Consider the following 19,662-nt stretch of genomic DNA (forward strand, 5'->3'; position numbering starts at 1 on the left):
TAGATCCCGCCGGCGAAAAGCGCTTGCTCCAGCCAGGTCCATGTCAGGAGACCCGGCGTTGCGCGGAGCGGTATAGAGCGAAGGCGACTAGGACCGCGTCGAGACCGGCGATCACCACAGGCAGGCCCAGCGGACCGATGCCTTGCATCAGCAGGCCGGCGCCCGGCGGGCCGACAATGCCGCCAACGCCCCACAGCAAGGCGAAGGCCGCATTGCCGGTGACGAGCAGCGTGCCCTTGAAGCGGCTGCCGAGTTCCACCAGCGCCATCGTATAGACGCCGTAACCGACAGCACCCATCACCAGCAGCACACCCCAGATCAGCGGTGTGGTGATCAGCAGCGGCAGCAGCGCCGCGCAGATTGTCGTCGCCACCGCGCAGGCCACGATCATTGGGCGGCCGCCGAACCGCTCCGCGAGCAGGCCGAGCGGGATCTGCAACAGGATGTTGCCCAGGGACAGCGCCATCACCAGCGCGGCCAGCACGGCTTCCGGCAAGCCATAGCCGGCGCCAAAGACCGGGACCAGCGCATAGGTGCTTTGCTGGACGGCGGCCGAGACCAGAACCGCCAGTAGCAGCGCCGGCGCCAGCTTGGCAAAGCCGATGAAGCTGCCGGCGGGCTGGCCGTCATCCTCGAAACCGGTGAGCTTTGACGAGACAAGACGCAGAATGACGGCGCAAAGCACGAAGCCGCCGATGCCGACGCTGAAGGGCGCCCAGCCCGATGTACCGACGAAGGTCAAGGTGAAGGGCCCCGCCGCATAGCCGGCACCCATCAGCGTGTTGAACACACCCATCACCCGGCCGCGCCGCGACGGCGGCGCCAGCGACAGCGCCCATACCTCGCCGAGGATGTAGAGCGGGTTGATGACGACGCCGATGATGAAGCGGATGACGTACCAGGCCACCCAGTTCTGCAGATAGCCGATGCCGAGGAAGCACAGCGCGCCGATCAGCGAGCAGCCGACCGCCAGGTTGCGCGCGCCGACCAGCCGTACCGCCGCCGGCACGAACGAGGCCGACAGGATCAGCCCGAACGGCATCATTGCCGCCGACAGGCCGATCAGCCCGGGCGACAGGCCTTGCTTCTGCATCAGCAGCGTGAACAGCGGCGAGCTCAGCCCTTGCGCGGCGCCGAACATGGCAAGCGCGGCGGTGACGCCGGCAAGCGCTGCCCACTGCGTTCCCGCTTCGCCTTCGCTCGCGCCGGTTGCAACCATTCCGTCATTCCATGTGGGGTGCCGGCAGACCTCCCAGCCGGCAAGGTCACTGCTACGGGTTCAATCCGGGGAAAGAAAGGGCCGGCAGGGGGAAATCCGCTTGCGCCAACCCGACGGTGATCAGGCGAATGTCGCCGCCGCGCAACTGCCGTTCCGGCATGTCGCTTCCCTCGCCCTAGTGGTCGCCGCCTCCGCAATGGCCGGCGGGCCGCCGGTCCATTATGCCGCCCGCTGTTCGTACCGCATGAGGACCACCATGACCGCCGCCCTACAATCTGCAGAACCGGGCCAGGCACCCGACCGTGCCCGCCGTGGCGGCCGCGCTGGAAAACGCGCCGGAGGCTCGGCCGCCTTCGAGCAGCCGGCTTTCCGCCAGTTGAAGAACCCGCTGACGCCGACCAGGCTGGTGTCGGACGACGAGCTGGAATCGATCCACCTCGCTTCCTTGCGCGTGCTCAGGGAGATCGGCGTCGACGTCCTGCACGACGAAGCTCGCCGCATCATGAAAACGCATGGCGCGGATGTGCGCGAAGGTAGCGAGCGCGTGCGCTTCGACAGCGACATGATCCTCGATTTGATCTCGAACTGCCCGTCGGAATTCACGCTGCATGCCCGCAACCCTGCGCACAACGTCCGCTTCGGCGGCAACAATGTGATCCTGTCGATGATGGCGTCGGCGCCGAACTGCTCCGACATCGATCGCGGCCGCCGACCCGGCAACCAGGCGGACTACCGCAACTTCCTGCGCCTGGCGCAGATGCACAACATCCTGAACTGCACCGGTGGCTATCCGGTCGAGCCGACCGACATCCATCCGTCGGTCCGCCACCTCGAATGCATCCGCGACCTCGCCACGCTGACCGACAAGGTGTTCCACATCTATTCGCTCGGCAAGGAGCGCAATGTCGACGGCATCGAGATCACCCGGATCGCGCGCGGCATCAGCCACGAGCAACTGCTCGAGGAGCCGTCCGTCTTCACCATCATCAACACCAACTCGCCGCTCAAGCTCGACGTGCCGATGATGGAAGGCATCATCCAGATGTCGAGCAAGGGCCAGGTCGTTGTCGTCACGCCCTTTACCCTGTCGGGTGCGATGGCGCCGGTCACCATCGCCGGCGCGCTGGTGCAGCAGAACGCCGAGGCACTGTCCGGCATCGCCTTTGCCCAGATGGTGCGCAAGGGCGCGCCTGTCGGCTATGGCGGCTTCACCTCCAATGTCGACATGAAGTCCGGCTCCCCGGCCTTCGGCACGCCCGAATATATGAAGGCGCAGCTCGTCGGCGGCCAGCTTGCCCGCCGCTACAATATCCCCTACCGCACCTCCAACACTTGCGCCGCCAACACGGTCGACGCGCAGGCCGCCTATGAGAGCGTGTTCTCGCTGTGGGGCGCCATCCAGGGCGGCGGCAATCTGATGATGCACGGCGCCGGCTGGCTCGAAGGCGGCCTGCGCTGCTCCTACGAAAAGACCATTCTGGACATCGATCTGTTGCAGATGGTGGCCGAATTCCTGACCCCGCTCGACCTGTCCGACGAGGCGCTCGGCTTCGACGCCATCCAGTCGGTCGGCCCCGGCGGCCATTTCTTCGGCACCCAGCACACGCAGGACCGCTACAAGACCGCCTTCTACTCGCCGATCCTGTCCGACTGGCGCAATTTCGAGACCTGGGCGGAAGCCGGATCGCCGACGGCGATGGAAAAGGCCAACAGGGTGTGGAAAGAACGGCTGGCATCCTATGACGAGCCCTACATGGACCCGGCGATCCGCGAGGAGCTCAACGATTTCGTCCAGAAGCGCACAGCCGAAGGCGGCGCGCCGACCGATTTTTGATCATCCGTGTTGTTGATGAACTGATCTTTCGTATGGATTTGATGAACGGTCGACCCCCACTCCGTCGAGCTGCGCTCGACACCTCTCCCCGATCGACGGGGGAGAGGAAGGGCGCGAAGCGATCTCAGCTGGCTCCCTTCCTCTCCCTCCGGGAGGGAGAGGTGGCGCCGCGAAGCGGCGACGGAGTGGGGGAAGCCGCTGGTCAAACCCGCAGTCGCCGCAAAACGGGCACCACCCAGCGAGCCAGAAAACTCAGGCAAGGTGACAACCAGGCCGAAGCACTGCTTTGGCTTGAGTTAAAAGCCCGCAAACTTGGCGGCTACAAGTTCACGCGCCAGTTTTCCATCGGACCTTTCTTCGCAGACTTCGCCTGCCGCGAAAAATGGCTCGTCGTCGAACTCGACGGCTCACAACACGCCGACAGTTCCTATGACGGCCGCCGCGACGACTTCATGCGCGCTCAAGGCTATTCGATCCTGCGTGTCTGGAGCCATGAAGTCCTGAAACAGCGTACTTCCGTCTGTGAAACCATTCTTGCCGTGCTTGACGGCAGGCTGGCCGAAGGCACCATTGTCTCCGACCTTCGTTTTGTCTTCACACCGCGCTCATCCGATTCAATTTCTCTAAAAACGGACCTATCTTCATGAAATCCCACGTAAAAGCGGTTGTCATCGGCGGTGGTGTCGTCGGCTGCTCGGTGCTCTATCACCTGGCCAAGGCCGGCTGGACCGACATCATGCTGATCGAGCGCTCGGAGCTCACCTCCGGCTCGTCCTGGCACGCGGCGGGCGGCTTCCATACGCTGAACGGCGATCCCAACGTCGCCAAGCTGCAGGCCTACACCGTGCAGCTCTACAAGGAGATCGAGGAAATCTCCGGCCAGTCCTGCTCGCTGCATCTTACGGGCGGCGTCATGATGGCCGATACACCGGAACGCATGGACTTCCTACGCCTGGCCCACGCCAAGGGCCGCTATCTCGGCATGGACACCGAGCTGATCACGCCGTCCGAAGCCAAGGCGATGTTCCCGCTGATGGACGAAAAGAACTTCGTCGGCGCCATGTGGGACCCGGTCGAAGGTCATCTCGACCCATCCGGCACCACGATTGCCTACTCCAAGGCGGCCAAGAAGCTCGGCGCCGAGATCGTGCTGCGCAATCGCGTCGTCGACCTGACGCAGCAGCCGGACGGCACCTGGAACGTCGTCACCGAGCAGGGCACGGTCCACGCCGAGCATGTCGTCAACTGCGGCGGCCTGTGGGCGCGCGAGATCGGCCGTATGGTCGGCGTCGAACTGCCGGTTCTGGCCATGGAGCACATGTACCTGCTCACCGAGCCGATGCCGGAGGTCGAGGAGTTCAACAAGTCGACCGGCCGCGAAATGATCGGCGTGCTCGACTTCAAGGGCGAGATCTACACCCGCCAGGAGCGCAACGGTATCCTGCTCGGCACCTACGAAAAGGCCTGCAAGCCATGGTCGCCGGTCAACACGCCATGGGATTTCGGCCATGAACTGCTGCCGCCGGATCTCGATCGCATCGCGCCATCGCTGGAAATCGGCTTCAAGCATTTCCCCGGCATCGAGAAGGCCGGCATCAAGCAGATCATCAACGGTCCCTTCACCTTCGCGCTCGACGGCAACCCGCTGGTCGGCCCGGTGCAGGGCCTGACCAATTTCTGGTGCGCTTGCGCCGTCATGGCTGGCTTCAGCCAGGGCGGCGGCGTCGGCCTCGCCCTGTCCAACTGGATGGTGCATGGCGATCCGGGCTTCGACGTCTGGGGCATGGATGTCGCCCGCTTCGGCGAATGGGCCGGCCTGCGCTACACCAACGCCAAGGTGCGCGAAAACTATTCGCGCCGCTTCTCTATCCGCTTCCCCAATGAGGAACTGCCGGCGGCACGTCCTGCGCAGACGACGCCGCTCTACGACACCATGCTCGCCAACAACGCCGTCATGGGCGACAGCTGGGGCCTGGAAACCCCGCTGTGGTTCGCGCCGAAGGGTAAGGAGCCGAAAGACATCGTCTCCTTCCACCGCTCCAACGATTTCGGCCCGATCCGCGAGGAAGTGCGCGCCACGCGCGAGCGCGTCGGCGTCACCGAGATCGCCAACTTCGCCAAATACGAAGTGTCGGGACCGGGTGCGGAAGAGTTCCTCAACCGGCTGATGACCAACCGCATGCCGAAGACCGGCCGTATTGTGCTCACCCCGATGATCAACGAATTCGGCAAGCTGATCGGCGACTTCACCATTGCCAAGGCCGGTGAAGACCGCTTCATGATCTGGGGCTCGTCGGCGGCGCAGAAATACCACATGCGCTGGTTCGAAAAGCACCTGCCGAAGGATGGTTCGGTGCGCATCCACCGCTTCGACCAGACACTGGTCGGTCTGTCGATCGCCGGGCCGAGATCGCGTGACCTGCTGCAGAAGCTGGTCGACGTCGACATTTCGACCAAAGCCTTCCGCTTCATGGATTTCCGCGAGATGGCGGTCGGCGGCGCGCCGTGCCTGGTCAACCGCATCACCTATACCGGCGATCTCGGCTACGAAATCTGGATGGCGCCGGCCTACCAGCGCCTGGTGTACAAGGCGATCAAGGACGCCGGCGAGGAGTTTGGTCTCGTCGATTTCGGCATGCGCGCCCTGCTGTCCATGCGCCTGGAAAAGAACTTCCCGACCTGGTTTCGCGAGCTGCGGCCGATCTACGGCCCGTTCGAAGGCTCGATGGACCGCTTCATCAAGCTGGAGAAGAACGATTTCATCGGCCGTGAGGCCGCCGCCAAGGAACAGGCGGAAGGTCCAAAGCTGCGCCGCGTCTCCTTCATCGTGGATGCGGCGGACGCCGATGTCATGGGCGACGAGCCGATCTGGGCCAAGGTCAGCAAGGACTACGGCACAGTGGAAAAGCCGCATGGCTACGGTGCGCCGCGCTTCGACACATCAGGCAAGGAAGTGCGTGGTTCCAAGGCCGCGGAAGGCGCTTCCGCCGTGCGCGGTATTGTCGACGGCGACTGGCGCGTGGTCGGCTGGGTCACGTCGGGCGGTTATGCGCATTATGTCCAGAAGTCGATGGCGCAAGGCTATGTGCCGGCAGCACTGGCCGAGGACGAAAGCGCCGGACTGTTCGAGATCGAGATCCTCGGACATCGGCGTCCGGCGCGCATCAATGTCGAGGCACCTTTCGATCCGAGCGGCGAGAAGATGCGGACCTGAGGTTCGGCCATGGACAGCGCGGCGCCAAAAGGCAATTTCGGCCGCCATCGCAAGATCATGCCGTTCGAGCCCGGCTCGATCGAGGAATTGCGTGAAGGCTCCCGCCAGAAAGCGGCGTCACTCAACCAGCATGTGCTGGGCTATGGCGTGCAGGCAGAAGCGGAATGGGCGGCGGCGGGCATTGCCGCCTCCGACCTTCCGGCGATGCGGAAATACCGGCTGGAGCGCATCCGCGCCGAACTGAAGCGCCGCGGCTATGCCGGCGCCCTGCTCTACGATCCCGTCAACATCCGCTACGCCACCGATAGCACCAACATGCAGCTGTGGGTGGCGCACAATCCGACACGGCATTGCTTCGTCGCCACCGAGGGACCGGTGGTGCTGTTCGACTATTTCTCCTGCGAGCATCTGTCAGACCATTCCGGCGTCGTCGACGAGGTGCGACCGGCCGTCTCGTGGATGTATCTCTACGGCGGCGAACTCACGGACCAAAAGGTCCGCCGCTGGGCCGCCGGCATTGCCGATCTTGTGAGGGAACATGGCGGCGGCAACAGCCGCATCGCCGTCGACCACCTCAATCCCGAAGGGGTCGAGGAACTGGCTCGACTTGGTATCTCCATCGGCAATGGCGAAGCGGTGATGGAGAATGCGCGGCTGATCAAATCGCCGGACGAAATCCTCGCCATGCGCCGCGCCATCGTCGCTTGCGAGGCGGCGATGGGCGAGATGGAGCAGGCGCTAAAACCCGGCATCTCCGAGAACGAATTGTGGGCGGAACTGCATCGCGGCAACATTGCGCGCGGCGGCGAATGGATCGAAACGCGCCTGCTGGCGTCAGGCCCGCGCACCAATCCGTGGTTCCAGGAATGCTCGTCGCGCGTGATCGAAGCCGGCGACCTCGTCGCCTTCGACACCGACCTGATCGGCCCTTACGGCTTCTGCGCCGACCTGTCGCGCACCTGGCTGTGCGGCGATAACAAGCCGACCAACGAACAGCGCGACCTGTTTCGCATTGCCGCCGACCAGATCGAACACAACACTGAATTGATGCGACCCGGCATCTCGTTCCGCGACCTTGTCGAACGCTCGGCCGTACCGCCGGGAGATTGCTTTCCGACCCGCTACGGCGTGCTCTATCACGGCGTCGGCCTGGCTGACGAATACCCGACGCTGCCGCATGCCGGCGACTGGACGCCAGACACGCCGGACGGCGTGCTCGAACCCGGCATGGTCCTGTGCGTGGAAAGCTATATCGGCCGGCTGGGCGGCAGAGAGGGCGTCAAGATCGAAGAGCAGATCCTGATCACCGAGACCGGCAACGAGCAGCTTTCAACCTACCCGTTGGATACGCGGCTGCTCGGCTAATCCAGCAAGCGCTTCGCGCATTGCCCGCACTGTCTTTTCCGGCGTCGTCCTGGCGGTGATGAAGGGCAGGCCCTTGCGGCGCGCCGTCCAACCGACGATCGCGACCTTGTGAGCCGCCGGTTCGAAACGCTGCGCCAGCGCCCAACTCTCGCAGTCGATCGCGGCTATGTCAGCCCTGCCCTCGGCGACAGCAACGATCGAGGCGCGATGACCGCCGCTTGCACTGCGCGAGGAAAAGATATCGAGGCTTTCGCCGGCCGCCTGCAGGTCGCGCGTCAGCCCGATAATGCCCGACATCGAATCGAGGCTGTTGAAGGTGAAGCGCTTGCCGCGCATCAGGTCTAGCGGCAGCAAGGCCTTGCCGTCCGCGGGCGATCGGGCCTCAGGCCCCTCGCCTGTCCGCATCACCAGCGCGCTGGAATAGAGCTCGCTTTGCCCGCCTTCATAGGCGTCGTAGCTCGGCTGGCCGACCACTTGCACATGGCTGGACAGGCCGAGTTCCATCGGCCCCCAGCAGGTCTGCGCGAACAGCAGAGCCGGGTGCAGCCAGAGCTGGTGATAGTCGAGTTCATCCGGCGGCAATGTCGCCGGATCAGGCGCGATCAAGGCTCCGTTGATATCGCGTATCCCGCCCGGCACCGGCGGCAGATCGCCATTGCGGCGCACGATGGTTTGCGGCGCATCGATGCCCTTCTGCCGGAAGGCGTCGCGCAGCAGCAGCCATTGCGCGTCGACCTCGTCGCGCGCCTCAGGCCAGTCATACATCGGCAGAGCCGCAATCGATTCACTCATGCCGATATCAAATCATCACATCTGGAGAAAGGATCGCAAAAACGCGGCGTCCAATCAGAATTGGCCGACACGGAACCCGGGAATGCCCAGAATTATTCCTTGGGCGGCTCGGCGGGCACCGGCGCGGTGCCGAGCCCATTGATGTTGCGGGCCCGGATGCGTGGCTTGAACGCCCGGCCGTGCTCAGGCGCGCGCCGCAGCACCGGATGCACGATCGGCTCCTTCGCTTTGAAGGCATAAGCTTTGATCAGCGCGAAATAGTTCGGATAGGCATAGCCATTGTTCATCCGCAGCCATTCGTCACGGCGGTCGCGAAACAGTTTCGGCAGCTTGTACCAGGCGACCGTCGGGGTCTTGTGGTGGACGAAGTGCAGATTGTTGTTGAGGAACAGATATGACAGCGGCGAGCGCTCGATGATCACCGTGCGGCCTTCCGGGTGCTCGGACCACTGATGCTCGGCAAAAGTGCGGATCGCAATCAGCGACTGGCCGAGCCACACCGGCGCCAGAATGTAGAGCCACAGCGGAATGCCGAAGCCGAACTGCACGATCGGCGCCACGATGGCGAGGCCGATCGCATGCAGCAGCCAGGCTTTGCGGATCGCCTTGTCGCCAGCCATCATCTGCTTGAAATCGTCGATAAAGAAGCCGATGCAGGACAGCCAGGGGCCGAGGAAGAACCGGCCGGCCATGGTGTTGTTGATCTTGAGCAGGAACTTCATCGTCGGCGGCAAATCGTCGTGCTGCCACAGCGCCTGGTAATAGCTCTCCGGATCGTCGAGCGGATCGGTCAGCCGGTCGTCGGCATGGTGACGCAAATGCAGCGTCTTGAAGCGGCGGAACGGCCAGACCAGGCCGATCGGCAGGAAGACGAAGGCTTCGTTGATCAACGCGCTGCGCGTCGGATGGCCATGCAGCACTTCGTGCATGATCGACGACTGCAGTGCCAGGATAAAGCCGAGGAGAGCGAGAGCCACGATGGGATAGGACGGCCAGAGCAGGAAACCGGTGGCGAGCCATGTTCCGTAACAGAAGAAAGCGAGAACCACGGTCGGCCACTCGATGGCCGGTGCGTTGCGTCGCTTGATGCTCTTGCCTGTCATGCTATCGACCACTGTCCTTCAGTCGCCGGAACCCCCGATGGTTCCTGACAGCATAGTGTCAGGAGAAGTGATTCCACTCAACGCGACAAAGTATACAAAATGTTGCGATTGCGCATATTTGACCGCACATGTTACACATTGTAAACAAGCTTAGGGATTCATTTACGCCTGAGACGCCCCGCTGGGCCGCTCCGACGCAAATTTTTCCTCAAGATTCGGAGGACCGGACGATGGACAAACGCGACCTGTCAGCAATCTTTCGGGAGCGTCTGAAGCTGCTCCTGACACGGTCCGACCTCAACCAGTCGGCATTCGCGTCAGCGGTCGGCATCGATCGGTCGGCGCTGTCACAGCTGATGTCAGGCGCGTCGACGCGCCTGCCGCGCGCCGAAACGTTGCTCAACATCGCCGCCGAATTCAAGGTGTCGCTGGACTGGCTGCTCGGCCTCAGCCAGGACGAAGGCGTCACCGGCGAAATCCGCGAAAGCCTGGAGATCGAGGAAGCGCCTGACGGTTTCGACCGCACGCTGCTCGCCAAATGGTTCGCCGAGGCCGCGGGTACCAAGATCCGTTACGTGCCGGCCGGCATCCCCGACCTGCTGCGAACCCGCGCGCTGGTCGACTACGAGGCCAACATCACCAACAGGAGCCGCCTGGCGCAGGCCAGCGAGACGCAATACCGCATCGAATACAACCGGCGCCCGGAAACCGACATGGAAGTCTGCATGCCGCGCCACACGCTGGAGATTTTTGCGCGCGGCCTCGGCGTCTGGGACCGTTTTCCCGAGGCCGACCGCCGGCAGCAGCTCGCCCATATGGCGACGCTGCTCGACGATCTCTATCCGACCTTCCGGCTGTTTCTCTACGACGGCCGCATGCGCTATTCGATCCCGCTTACCATCTTCGGCCCCTACCGCGCCGCCATCTATGTCGGCGACATGTATGTCGTGCTGAACGCCACCCAGCCGATCCAGGCGCTGACCCAGCATTTCGACAATCTGATCCGCGCCGCCGACATCAACCCACACGAGGCCGCCGCCTACGCGCGCAATCTGGCCGGGATGTCGTTTCCATCAGGCTCTGCCTGATCGATAGCAATCGCGGCCAGTCGACCGGCCTTGGCCGTCGATATGGCCAAGGACCAGGTCAATCACATTGCCGAAAGGTCGCGGCAAATCATTGACTGGACATAAAGACTTCTTTATATCCTTATTCGAATTCGAAACACGAAAGCCAATCCGATGACGACTACCAATCCGATCGATGCCTTGCTGGCTGAAAAGGGTGTGCTGCTGGCCGATGGCGCCACGGGCACCAACCTGTTCGCGATGGGCCTGGAGGCCGGCGAGGCACCGGAACTGCTGAACGAGACGGCGCCCGGCACCATCACCAGCCTGCACCAGAATTTCGTCGATGCCGGCGCCGACATCATCCTGACCAACTCCTTCGGCGGCACCCGCCACCGGCTGAAACTCCACCATGCGCAGGACCGCGTGCATGCGCTCAACAAGCGCGCCGCCGAGATTGCCCGGGCCGTTGCCGACAAGGCCGGCCGCAAGGTGATCGTTGCCGGCTCTGTCGGCCCGACCGGCGAATTGCTGGTGCCGCTTGGCGCCATGACCTATGACGAGGCGGTCGACGCTTTCGCCGAGCAGATCGAGGGTCTCAAGGAAGGCGGCGCGGAAGTCGCCTGGATCGAAACCATGTCGGCGCCCGACGAAATCCGCGCGGCCGCCGAAGCGGCGATCCGCGTCGGCCTGCCCTACACCTATACCGGCTCCTTCGACACCGCCGGCCGCACCATGATGGGCCTGCTGCCGAAGGATATCCATGGCGTCGTTGACGGGCTGTCCGAGGCACCGCTCGGCGTTGGCGCCAATTGCGGCGTCGGTGCCTCCGATATCCTGGCCTCGCTGCTCGACATGACTGAGGCGAAGCCGCTGGCGACCGTGATCGTCAAGGGCAATTGCGGCATTCCCGAATTCCGCGGCACCGAGATCCATTATTCCGGCACGCCGGAACTGATGGCCGACTATGTCCGCCTCGCCGTCGATGCCGGTGCGAAAATCGTCGGCGGCTGCTGCGGCACCTCGTTCCAGCATCTTGCCGCCATGCGCAAGGCGCTCGACGCCCACACTAGGGCGGATCGTCCGACTGTAGAGACGATCGTCGAGCGCATCGGTCCGATGCGCAACAAGGTGGCGACGGAAAACACCGCCGAGACCAGCGAAGCCCGCCGCGAGCGTCGCCGCAGCCGGGCCTGAAGCGATAGATTTCGATTATTCGCTGTTGTCGGCGTAGCTCGATTGCGCCGACTTGAAATCGACGACGTTGTCGCCACGCATCGTCATCAGCGCGCCGGATGCGGCCGGATCACTGATCTGTTCCAGCATGGCGCGGAAGCGGTCGTTGGTCAGCGCCGACAGGGCGGTGTGACGCGCCTGTGCGACATCGTCGCTGATGCGCCTGGATTCGGCCGATGGGGCTGATGAAACCGTCGAAGCGTCTCGCACCGGCGGCGGCAAGTTGACGATAGTCCTGATCTGCAATTCCGGCTCCCTCAAGCCCTGTAAACATGGCTGGTGTAACGAGAGGAAATTGCGATCCGGTACCGGAAATACCGCGCAATTTAACGATCTGAAAATTCGGAAAAAAGGCCGGCAAGGGAATGACCCCTCGCCGGCCTGCCTCACCCGCCCGTAGGCCGGTTTCCCCTGTCAGAACGATCCCATCTGAAAGAAACCGGCCGTCATCGCCACTACCGGTTACCGCCCAGCGCCGAGGCAAGGCGCACAAGCGAGAGGAACTCGGACCTGTACCCAAACGGGTCGGCTCCTCGGGCGGCAGTGGCAATCTCCATGATCCTGTCGTAACCGAACTTCGCGGTCGCATCCTCGTCGCGCAACTTCTGGCCGAAGGCGGCAACCGCGACGGAGAAGCGCTGGTCGGTGCTGGCCTGGTCGAACGACGCCACCTCGTTGGCCGAGGTCACCGGCGTGGTGATCAGCTTCGAAACGTCCTCGGTGGGCAGCTTGTAGCGGATCTTGACGAAGGCATATTCGTCCGCATTGGCGACGCCGCCATTGTTGACCGTGGCCTGGCCATAGCGCAGCGGGTCGATCTGCTCGCCGCCGCTGCCTTTCGGCGTGATCTCGTAGATCGCGGTGACCGAATGGCCAGAGCCGATATCGCCGGCATCGACGCGGTCATTGTTGAAGTCCTCGCGATTGAGCGCCCGGGTCTCGTAGCCGATCAGCCGGTATTCCGAGACCTTGTTCGGGTTGAACTCGACCTGGATCTTCACGTCCTTGGCGATCGGGAACAGCGTCGAGGAGGCATCCTCGACCAGCACCTTTTCCGCCTCGGCCAGCGTGTCGATATAGGCTGCCGTGCCGTTTCCGTTCTGGGCGATGGTCTGCATCATCTGGTCGTTCAGATTGTCGTGGCCGAAGCCGAAAACCGACAGGAAGACACCGCTCTTGCGCTCCTGTTCGATCAAACGTTTCAGATCATCGTCGTCGCTCTGGCCGACATTGAAGTCGCCATCGGTGGCCAGCATCACCCGGTTGACGCCGTCCTTGACGAAGGATTGCTGGGCAAGCTTGTAGGCTTCCCTGATGCCGGCCTCGCCGGCGGTCGAACCGCCGGGCGTCAGATTGTCGATGGCATTGAGGATCTTGTCCTTCTCGGCAGCCCTGGTCGGCATCAGCACGGTGCCGGCCTCGCCGGCATAGGTGACGATGGAGATGGTGTCGTCGGCCCTGAGCTTGCTGACCAGCAGCCGGAATGCCGACTTGAGCAACGGTAGCTTGTCCGGTTCATCCATGGAGCCCGAGACATCGATCAGGAAGACAAGATTGGCCTTCGGCTGCTCGGTCGGCTTGATGTCGAAGCCCTTGATGGCGACATGCATCAGCTTGGTGTGCTCGTTCCACGGCGTCGGCATGACGCTGACGGTCGAGTTGAACGGCGTCGACGCCGAGTCCGGCCCCTTCCAGTCATAAGGGAAGTAGTTGATCATCTCCTCGACACGCACCGTGTCGGCCTGCGGCACGGAGCCTTCCTTCAGCGAACGGCGCACGAAGGAATAGGAGGCGGTGTCGACGTCGATCGAGAAGGTCGAGACCGGATCCTCGAGTGCGGCATGCACCGGATTGGTCTTGAAATCCTGGACGCGGTTGCGGTTCTCCTCCTGCGGTGCGACCTGATCCGCCGGCGCCATGGTCGGCTGTGGCGCCATCAGCTTGGACTCGGCAGCCGGCACGCGGGCAACCCGCGATGCGTAGGGCGCGGTCGTGGTGCCATCCAACGCGAACTCGCCTGTCGGGGCCGGCGCCGGCGCCGGCTTGTAAGCTTGCAAAGTGTCCGACTCCGGCTGGTTGATTGTTGCCGGGGCATCAGCCGGCACACCACGTCCTTGCGCATTCTGCTGCGCCACGCCGCCAACGGCAGTCGATCTCGGGTTTCGGCGGTGCGACCGGCGTAGCCAGCACGTCATTGGCGTCGCGGCTTTCCACATCCGCGTCGGCCTTCTTGTCCTTCGCCAGTTCCGTCGGAGCCTGCTTCGGCTCGGCCGGCTTCAACGTCGCCGGCTTGTCGGCCAGCGTCTCGGTGATCTTTTCGTCGCCGCCGAATTTGGACGGCTGTTCCCTCAGCATATGGAAGGTGGCGTATCCGGCGATCGGCAGGGCGACGAGCCCGGCAATGGCCGGCGTGGCAATGAGTTTCTTTTGCATGATCTCGCTCCAGAGCTTTTGTGCTCGCTCTGTGAGACGAAGACCGCCGGCCGATCCTTGGGTGACGGCGGAAATATTTTCCTGATCATAGGCGCGCAGGGCGGCTTCGAAGGCGCGCGCCTTCGCGCTCTCGCCGGGCGCCGGTACTGCTGCGTCGCGCAGCCTGTTGAGTTCGTTGTCGTCGACCATGGTCACACTTCCCCGGCTGAACGCATCAGCGTCTTCAGCCGTTTCTTCGCTTCATGGATGTGCCAGGAAACAGTCGTCTCCGAGATCGCCATCGCCTCGGCGGCGGCCGCGTGGCTCAAGCCCTCGCCATAGACCAGCAGCACGGCGTCGCGTTGCTTGTCCGGAAGCTGCCGCACGGCGGCCCACAGCGCCTCGGCCGGATCCTCGCTCTCGGCCGGAGCCTCGCCCGAAATCAGCGCATGGACGCCATAGGCCTCGGTCTTCACCGTCTCGCGCGCGGTCTTGCGCATCATATCGCGCGCCGCATTCATCGTCACGGAATAGAGCCATGTCGTGAAGGCGCCGCCGCCGCGATAGTCGCGGATCGCCTTGCCGAGCCGGACACAGACTTCCTGGGCGATGTCTTCGGCATCGGCCTTCTTCCCGCACCAGCGATAGGCGGCGCGATAGACGAAGTCGTAGTGACGCTCCAGCAACTTGCCGAAGGCCCCCCTGTCTCCGCCCTTCGCCCGCCCGATCAGTTCGGCGTCGGAGGCTTCGCTCTCATCCAGCATCATCGCCATCATTTGCCTGTTGGACGAAGGCTAATGGCTAAACCTTGGGGTGATGGAAAGATTTTTTTGGCAGGTGCCCTCTTCCTTCTCCCCATTCTACGGGGGAGAAGGTGCCCGAAGGGCGGATGAGGGACGGCGCCAACTCTCGAAAGTTGGTGCCAACAGGTACGCAAAAACCCTACAGCAACGTTTCGGCAAACAGCGTGATCAGCCTTTGCCAGTGCCGCTCGGCGCCGGCTTCGTTGTAGACGCTGTGGTCCGGCACGCACCAGCCATGCGCCATGCCGACATAGTTCTCGATCGCGTGGTCGACTTCGGCATTGCGCAGCGCGTCCGCCAGCCTTGTCGACTGTTCCGGCGGGAAACTCCTGTCGACGCCGGCCATCCCGACATAGACGCGCGCCTTGATGGACGCCGCCTTGCGATGCGGGCTGTCCGCGGCATCGCTGGCGAGATTGCCGCCATGGAAACTGGCGGCGGCCTTGATCCGGTCTGGATAGGCCGCGGCGACGTTCAGCGCCCGCGCGCCGCCCATGCAATAACCGACGGTGCCGATCGGCCCGGTGACGCCCTCGACGGAGAGCGCATCGAGAAAGGCCGCGCTGTCGCCGATGGTCATCTCCTGCGTCGTCCCGGTCACCAGCGCCATCAGCGCCGCCTTGGTCTTTTCCTCGGTGAAGGCGGTCTTGGCATCGAACGGACCATAGGGCACGTTGCGGTAGAACAGGTCCGGCACCAGCACCGCATAACCTTCGCCCGCCAGCCGCTCGGCCATGCCGTCAAGCGCCGGGCGCGGACCGAAAGCATCCTGGTAGAGAATGACACCGGCCTTGGCCGGGGACGCCTTGGCCGAGCCGAACAGGCCCGCCTTCGCCACGCCGTGATGGGTCTTGATCCGAAGGTCCTGCTTGGTCATTGCCTGCTCCGTTTTTCAGATGCGCGATACATATCCGCGCGAGCTGCCACGGCAAGGCATTCCTTGAAAGTACCCGTCAACATTTCGTGCAGGATGGCGTGACGCGCTCGCAGGCTCCCGAGGCTCGACGTGGAAGGCTGGATCAACCGGCGGCCAATGCGAAGCTCGCCATATGGAAGGCCTGGACATCAGGCGGATAGCGATATTCCGTGCCATAGGGACAGGCATTGCGGTCGAGGCAACCGCCGCTCCGGCATGGTCCGCCATTCGCTCCCCGAACATGCGCAAGGCAGGCCTGATAGGCGAACCCTTCCCTGGAGTATGCATCGACCGGGCAGGATTTCAGGCAGGGTTTTGCGACACAGGCGTCGCAGAGATGGATCATCTCGCCCTGCTGCGGAAGCGCGATCTCGTCCTCGAACAGCAGCGCGCCGCGATAGGCATGCCAAAGCCCGTATTGCGGGTGCATGAGAATACCAAGCGGCGACGGTTTCAGTCCCTCGGCCCGCATCGCCCATTGCTGGAACGGCAGATAGGGTTTGTCGGACGGTGAAACGGCGCGTGCCCCGAATGCCGCCGCCACATCGCCGATGACCTGCCGTGACCAGCTGTCGAGCGGATTGGCGATTTGCTGTGGCTGCCTTTCGCGCCAGCGCAGGAAATGCGGCCAGGGCGCCGCACCCGCTTGCCCGACCAGCAGCACGGATTTTGCCGGTACGCCCGAGGCGCCATGCGCGGCGTCGTCGTTATCGGAAAAAACAAAACCGCCGCGCAGGATGAGGCCGTTGGCGCCAAGCGCGGCCGTGATCCCTTCGATCATGCCGCGCGCAAGAATCATCCCTTCTTGTCCGGATCGGAGAAGGCGCTCCGCCAGACTTCCTTGTGGATGATGTTGGCGACTTTAGCCCCGCCTGACTCGGGCTCCTTTCAAGTGAAGGCGTCGGGCATCGACCCCTTCTTCTTGGCGATGAACTCCTTCAGCGCTTCGTCGATGCTCGGGTCGAGATGCGGCGCCTCATAGCTTTCCAGCCAGCGGCGGGCGAGTTCGTTGGCGCGCTGCGGCGCGGTCTTCTCGCCCTCGGCCAGCCACTGCTCGTAGGAATTGTTGTCGGCAATGTTGGAGCGGTAGAACGCCGTCTGGAAATTGGCCTGGGTGTGGTCGCAGCCAAGATAGTGGCTGCCCGGGCCGACCTGGCGGATGGCGTCCATCGCCTGGCCGTTTTCCGACAGGTCGACGCCCTCGGAGAATTTTTGGGTCATGCCGAGCTGGTCGATGTCCATCATGAATTTTTCGTAGCAGGACGCCAGCCCGCCTTCGAGCCAGCCGGCCGAGTGAAGGACAAAGTTGGTGCCGGCAAGGATCGTCGAGTTCAGCGTGTTGGCGCTTTCATAGGCCGCCTGCGCATCTGGAACCTTGGACGCGCAGAGCGAACCACCGGTGCGGAACGGCAGGCCGAGCCGGCGTGCGAGCTGTGCGGCGCCATAGGACACCAGCGACGGCTCCGGCGTGCCGAAGGTCGGCGCGCCGGACTGCATCGAGATCGACGAGGCGAAGGTGCCGAACAGCACCGGCGCGCCCGGCCGGATCAGCTGCGTGAACGATGCGCCAGCCAGCACTTCGGCCAGAACCTGCGTCAGCGTGCCAGCCACCGTCACCGGGCTCATCGCGCCGGCCAGGATGAACGGGGTGACGATGCAGGCCTGGTTGTGGCGCGAATAAACCTTCAGCGCGCCCAGCATGGTCTCGTCGAACACCATCGGCGAGTTGGCGTTGATCAGGCTGGTCAGCACGGTGTTGTTTTCGACGAAATCGTCGCCGAAGACGAGCTTGGCCATGGCGACGGTGTCTTCGGCGCGTTCCGGCGCCGTCACCGAGCCCATGAACGGCTTGTCGGAATATTTGATGTGGCTGTAGACCATGTCGAGGTGGCGCTTGTTGACCGGCACGTCGACCGGCTCGCACACCGTGCCGCCCGAATGGTGGATCGACGGCGCCATATAGGCGAGTTTCACGAAATTCCGGAAATCCTCGATCGTCGCGTAGCGGCGGACGCCGTCGAGGTCGCGTACGAAGGGCGGGCCATAGACCGGCGCGAAAACAGTGGCGTTGCCGCCAATCTGCACCGAGCGTTCGGAATTGCGGGCGTGCTGGGTATAGACGGACGGTGCGGTCTTCAGCAGCGAACGGGAAAGCCCCTTCGGGAAGTGCACGCGCTCGCCCTTGACGTCTGCGCCGGCCTCTTTCCACAGCTGCAACGCTTCGGCGTCATCGCGAAAAATGATGCCGATCTCCTCGAGCACCGTATCGGTGTTCTTCTCGATCAGTGCGAGGCCCTCCTCGTCGAGCACCTCATAGACGTTGATCTTGCGCTTGATGTAGGTGAGCTGGGTGCCGGGTCCGCCGCCGGAGCGCGCCGCGCGCCTGGCCGCTGCTCCGCCGCTCGCACCGCGCCCACGCCGCGCGTTTGACGCTTCCTGGTCGACTGCCGCGTGTTCGCTCATGATCGCTCTTCCCTGAATATGGCCTGGCCTGACGATGGCTGGTCCGTAACCGTTGCGGCCGCATGGCGCGGCTTTCGCCGGATCGTACCCATGCACCCTATTCGAAACGGCCCGTCCGCGCCAACGCCTGTCGCAAAATCGACAAGAAAACCAATAGATTTTCCAGTCGCTTTCCTTTTGCGGGAAGTCGCAAATCAGCTATGGATAGCCGCCCGTTGCGGGTTAGGTATGAGCGCTAAAATTTTGTGCCTTGCGACACAGTCGCGATGCCGTGAGGAGCTGGATAAAAATGTCCGACGACGAGATCATCCTTTCTGAACTTTCCGACGACGAGTTGGTGCAGCAGATGCACGACGATCTCTATGACGGGTTGAAGGAAGAGATCGAGGAAGGCACGCGCATCCTTCTGGAGCGCGGCTGGGCGCCGTACAAGGTGCTGACCGAGGCGTTGGTCGAAGGCATGCGCATCGTCGGCGAGGATTTTCGCGACGGCATCCTGTTCGTTCCCGAAGTGCTGTTGTCCGCCAACGCAATGAAGGCCGGCATGTTCATCCTGCGTCCGCTGCTCGCCGCCACCGGCGCGCCGAAGCAGGGCAAGATGGTCATCGGCACCGTCAAGGGCGACATCCACGACATCGGCAAGAACCTCGTCGGCATGATGATGGAAGGCGCCGGCTTCGACGTCATCGATCTCGGCATCAACAACGCGGTCGAGAAATATCTCGATGCGATCGAGCAGCATCAGCCCGACATTATCGGCATGTCGGCGCTTTTGACCACGACCATGCCCTACATGAAGGTCGTCATCGACACGATGAAGGAAAAGGGCATCCGCGACGACTATGTCGTGCTGGTCGGCGGCGCGCCGCTCAACGAGGAGTTCGGCAAGGCCGTCGGCGCCGACGCCTATTGCCGCGATGCGGCGGTGGCGGTCGAGACCGCCAAGGACTTCATGAAGCGCAAGCATAACGTGCGCGCTTCCGCCTGACCCAAGGCATCAGGATGGACCGACAAGAAAAGCCGCGCCTTGCAGCGCGGCTTTTTTGTTCCCAGATGATGGACGAGGCTGCCGATCAGTTGGCGACAGTGTCTTTGACAGCCCTTGCCGTCGATTTGACATCCTTGCCGACACCCCGAATGGTGTTGGCGCAGGCCGTAAGGGCCAAGGCACAGGCAAGAATGGCAATCGGTGCGATGCGCAGCAGTTTCATGGACGGTGTCTCCCTCGACAGATAAAT

18 protein-coding genes are annotated in these 19,662 nt (G+C 63.3%); 7 read left to right on the forward strand and 11 right to left on the reverse strand.

Annotation, left to right across the window (positions count from 1 at the left end):
* Positions 1-43 precede the first annotated feature (43 nt).
* Entirely contained in the window at positions 44-1,219 is a 1,176-nt protein-coding gene (locus HB778_RS34625) for an MFS transporter (RefSeq protein ID WP_183460402.1), read from the reverse strand.
* Positions 1,220-1,475: 256 nt separating this feature from the next.
* On the opposite strand from HB778_RS34625, the gene HB778_RS34630 reads away from it, so the two are divergent.
* The 4 genes from HB778_RS34630 (at position 1,476) to HB778_RS34645 (ending at position 7,632) form a co-directional block, all read left to right on the forward strand.
* Positions 1,476-3,053: a trimethylamine methyltransferase family protein gene (locus HB778_RS34630; RefSeq protein ID WP_183465319.1), complete on the forward strand. Its 1,578-nt coding sequence runs from the start codon at positions 1,476-1,478 to the stop codon at positions 3,051-3,053.
* A gap of 161 nt (positions 3,054-3,214) precedes the next feature.
* Positions 3,215-3,700 carry an endonuclease domain-containing protein gene (locus HB778_RS34635; protein WP_183460404.1) on the forward strand — a complete coding sequence of 162 codons (486 nt, stop codon included), beginning with the start codon at positions 3,215-3,217 and terminating at the stop codon, positions 3,698-3,700.
* On the forward strand, positions 3,697-6,267 hold the full coding sequence (locus HB778_RS34640; RefSeq protein WP_183460406.1) for a GcvT family protein: 2,571 nt from the start codon (positions 3,697-3,699) through the stop codon (positions 6,265-6,267). Before HB778_RS34635 ends, HB778_RS34640 begins: the two co-directional genes overlap by 4 nt.
* A gap of 9 nt (positions 6,268-6,276) precedes the next feature.
* The gene (locus tag HB778_RS34645; protein WP_183460408.1) at positions 6,277-7,632 is read left to right on the forward strand and encodes a M24 family metallopeptidase; all 1,356 of its coding nucleotides are present in this window, start codon (positions 6,277-6,279) and stop codon (positions 7,630-7,632) included.
* Here the strand turns inward: HB778_RS34645 and HB778_RS34650 are convergent.
* Together HB778_RS34650 and HB778_RS34655 are read right to left on the reverse strand one after the other, a co-directional pair.
* Positions 7,597-8,424 carry a phosphate/phosphite/phosphonate ABC transporter substrate-binding protein gene (locus HB778_RS34650; RefSeq protein WP_183460410.1) on the reverse strand — a complete coding sequence of 276 codons (828 nt, stop codon included), beginning with the start codon at positions 8,422-8,424 and terminating at the stop codon, positions 7,597-7,599. The two genes, HB778_RS34645 and HB778_RS34650, sit on opposite strands and share 36 nt — an antisense overlap.
* Before the next feature lie 92 nt (positions 8,425-8,516).
* Positions 8,517-9,527: a fatty acid desaturase gene (locus HB778_RS34655; RefSeq protein ID WP_183460412.1), complete on the reverse strand. Its 1,011-nt coding sequence runs from the start codon at positions 9,525-9,527 to the stop codon at positions 8,517-8,519.
* Between the two features lie 230 nt (positions 9,528-9,757).
* Between HB778_RS34655 and HB778_RS34660 the strand changes: the two genes are divergently transcribed.
* Together HB778_RS34660 and bmt are read left to right on the forward strand one after the other, a co-directional pair.
* On the forward strand, positions 9,758-10,615 hold the full coding sequence (locus HB778_RS34660; protein WP_095199809.1) for a helix-turn-helix domain-containing protein: 858 nt from the start codon (positions 9,758-9,760) through the stop codon (positions 10,613-10,615).
* A gap of 153 nt (positions 10,616-10,768) precedes the next feature.
* A complete protein-coding gene (gene bmt, locus HB778_RS34665; protein ID WP_183460414.1) occupies positions 10,769-11,791 on the forward strand; it encodes a betaine--homocysteine S-methyltransferase in 1,023 nt (340 codons plus the stop codon).
* A gap of 15 nt (positions 11,792-11,806) precedes the next feature.
* On the opposite strand, the gene HB778_RS34670 is transcribed toward bmt, so the two are convergent.
* From HB778_RS34670 to HB778_RS34695, 7 genes are all read right to left on the reverse strand, one after another.
* The gene (locus HB778_RS34670) at positions 11,807-12,076 is read right to left on the reverse strand and encodes a hypothetical protein (protein WP_183460416.1); all 270 of its coding nucleotides are present in this window, start codon (positions 12,074-12,076) and stop codon (positions 11,807-11,809) included.
* A 209-nt stretch (positions 12,077-12,285) separates the two neighbouring features.
* A complete protein-coding gene (locus HB778_RS34675; protein WP_432421226.1) occupies positions 12,286-14,025 on the reverse strand; it encodes a vWA domain-containing protein in 1,740 nt (579 codons plus the stop codon).
* Positions 13,925-14,452 (reverse strand): hypothetical protein, encoded by a 528-nt coding sequence (locus tag HB778_RS43590; protein WP_432421227.1) that lies wholly within the window; start codon positions 14,450-14,452, stop codon positions 13,925-13,927. Before HB778_RS43590 ends, HB778_RS34675 begins: the two co-directional genes overlap by 101 nt.
* 2 nt (positions 14,453-14,454) lie before the next feature.
* Positions 14,455-15,015, reverse strand: coding sequence for an RNA polymerase sigma factor (locus HB778_RS34680; protein ID WP_183460418.1), 561 nt, complete (start codon positions 15,013-15,015; stop codon positions 14,455-14,457).
* Between the two features lie 169 nt (positions 15,016-15,184).
* On the reverse strand, positions 15,185-15,922 hold the full coding sequence (locus HB778_RS34685; protein ID WP_183460420.1) for a dienelactone hydrolase family protein: 738 nt from the start codon (positions 15,920-15,922) through the stop codon (positions 15,185-15,187).
* A gap of 142 nt (positions 15,923-16,064) precedes the next feature.
* Positions 16,065-16,760 carry a 4Fe-4S dicluster domain-containing protein gene (locus HB778_RS34690; RefSeq protein ID WP_183460422.1) on the reverse strand — a complete coding sequence of 232 codons (696 nt, stop codon included), beginning with the start codon at positions 16,758-16,760 and terminating at the stop codon, positions 16,065-16,067.
* A gap of 89 nt (positions 16,761-16,849) precedes the next feature.
* Positions 16,850-18,424 carry a trimethylamine methyltransferase family protein gene (locus tag HB778_RS34695; protein WP_183460424.1) on the reverse strand — a complete coding sequence of 525 codons (1,575 nt, stop codon included), beginning with the start codon at positions 18,422-18,424 and terminating at the stop codon, positions 16,850-16,852.
* Between the two features lie 289 nt (positions 18,425-18,713).
* Here HB778_RS34695 and HB778_RS34700 point away from each other — a divergent pair, with 289 nt between their 5' ends.
* A complete protein-coding gene (locus tag HB778_RS34700) occupies positions 18,714-19,412 on the forward strand; it encodes a corrinoid protein (RefSeq protein ID WP_032930649.1) in 699 nt (232 codons plus the stop codon).
* A gap of 85 nt (positions 19,413-19,497) precedes the next feature.
* Here the strand turns inward: HB778_RS34700 and HB778_RS34705 are convergent, their stop codons facing one another.
* Positions 19,498-19,635: an entericidin A/B family lipoprotein gene (locus HB778_RS34705; RefSeq protein ID WP_019858698.1), complete on the reverse strand. Its 138-nt coding sequence runs from the start codon at positions 19,633-19,635 to the stop codon at positions 19,498-19,500.
* Positions 19,636-19,662: the final 27 nt, after the last annotated feature.

It is taken from the genome of Mesorhizobium huakuii (assembly GCF_014189455.1).
In the GTDB taxonomy this organism is placed as follows: Bacteria; Pseudomonadota; Alphaproteobacteria; order Rhizobiales; family Rhizobiaceae; genus Mesorhizobium; species Mesorhizobium huakuii_A.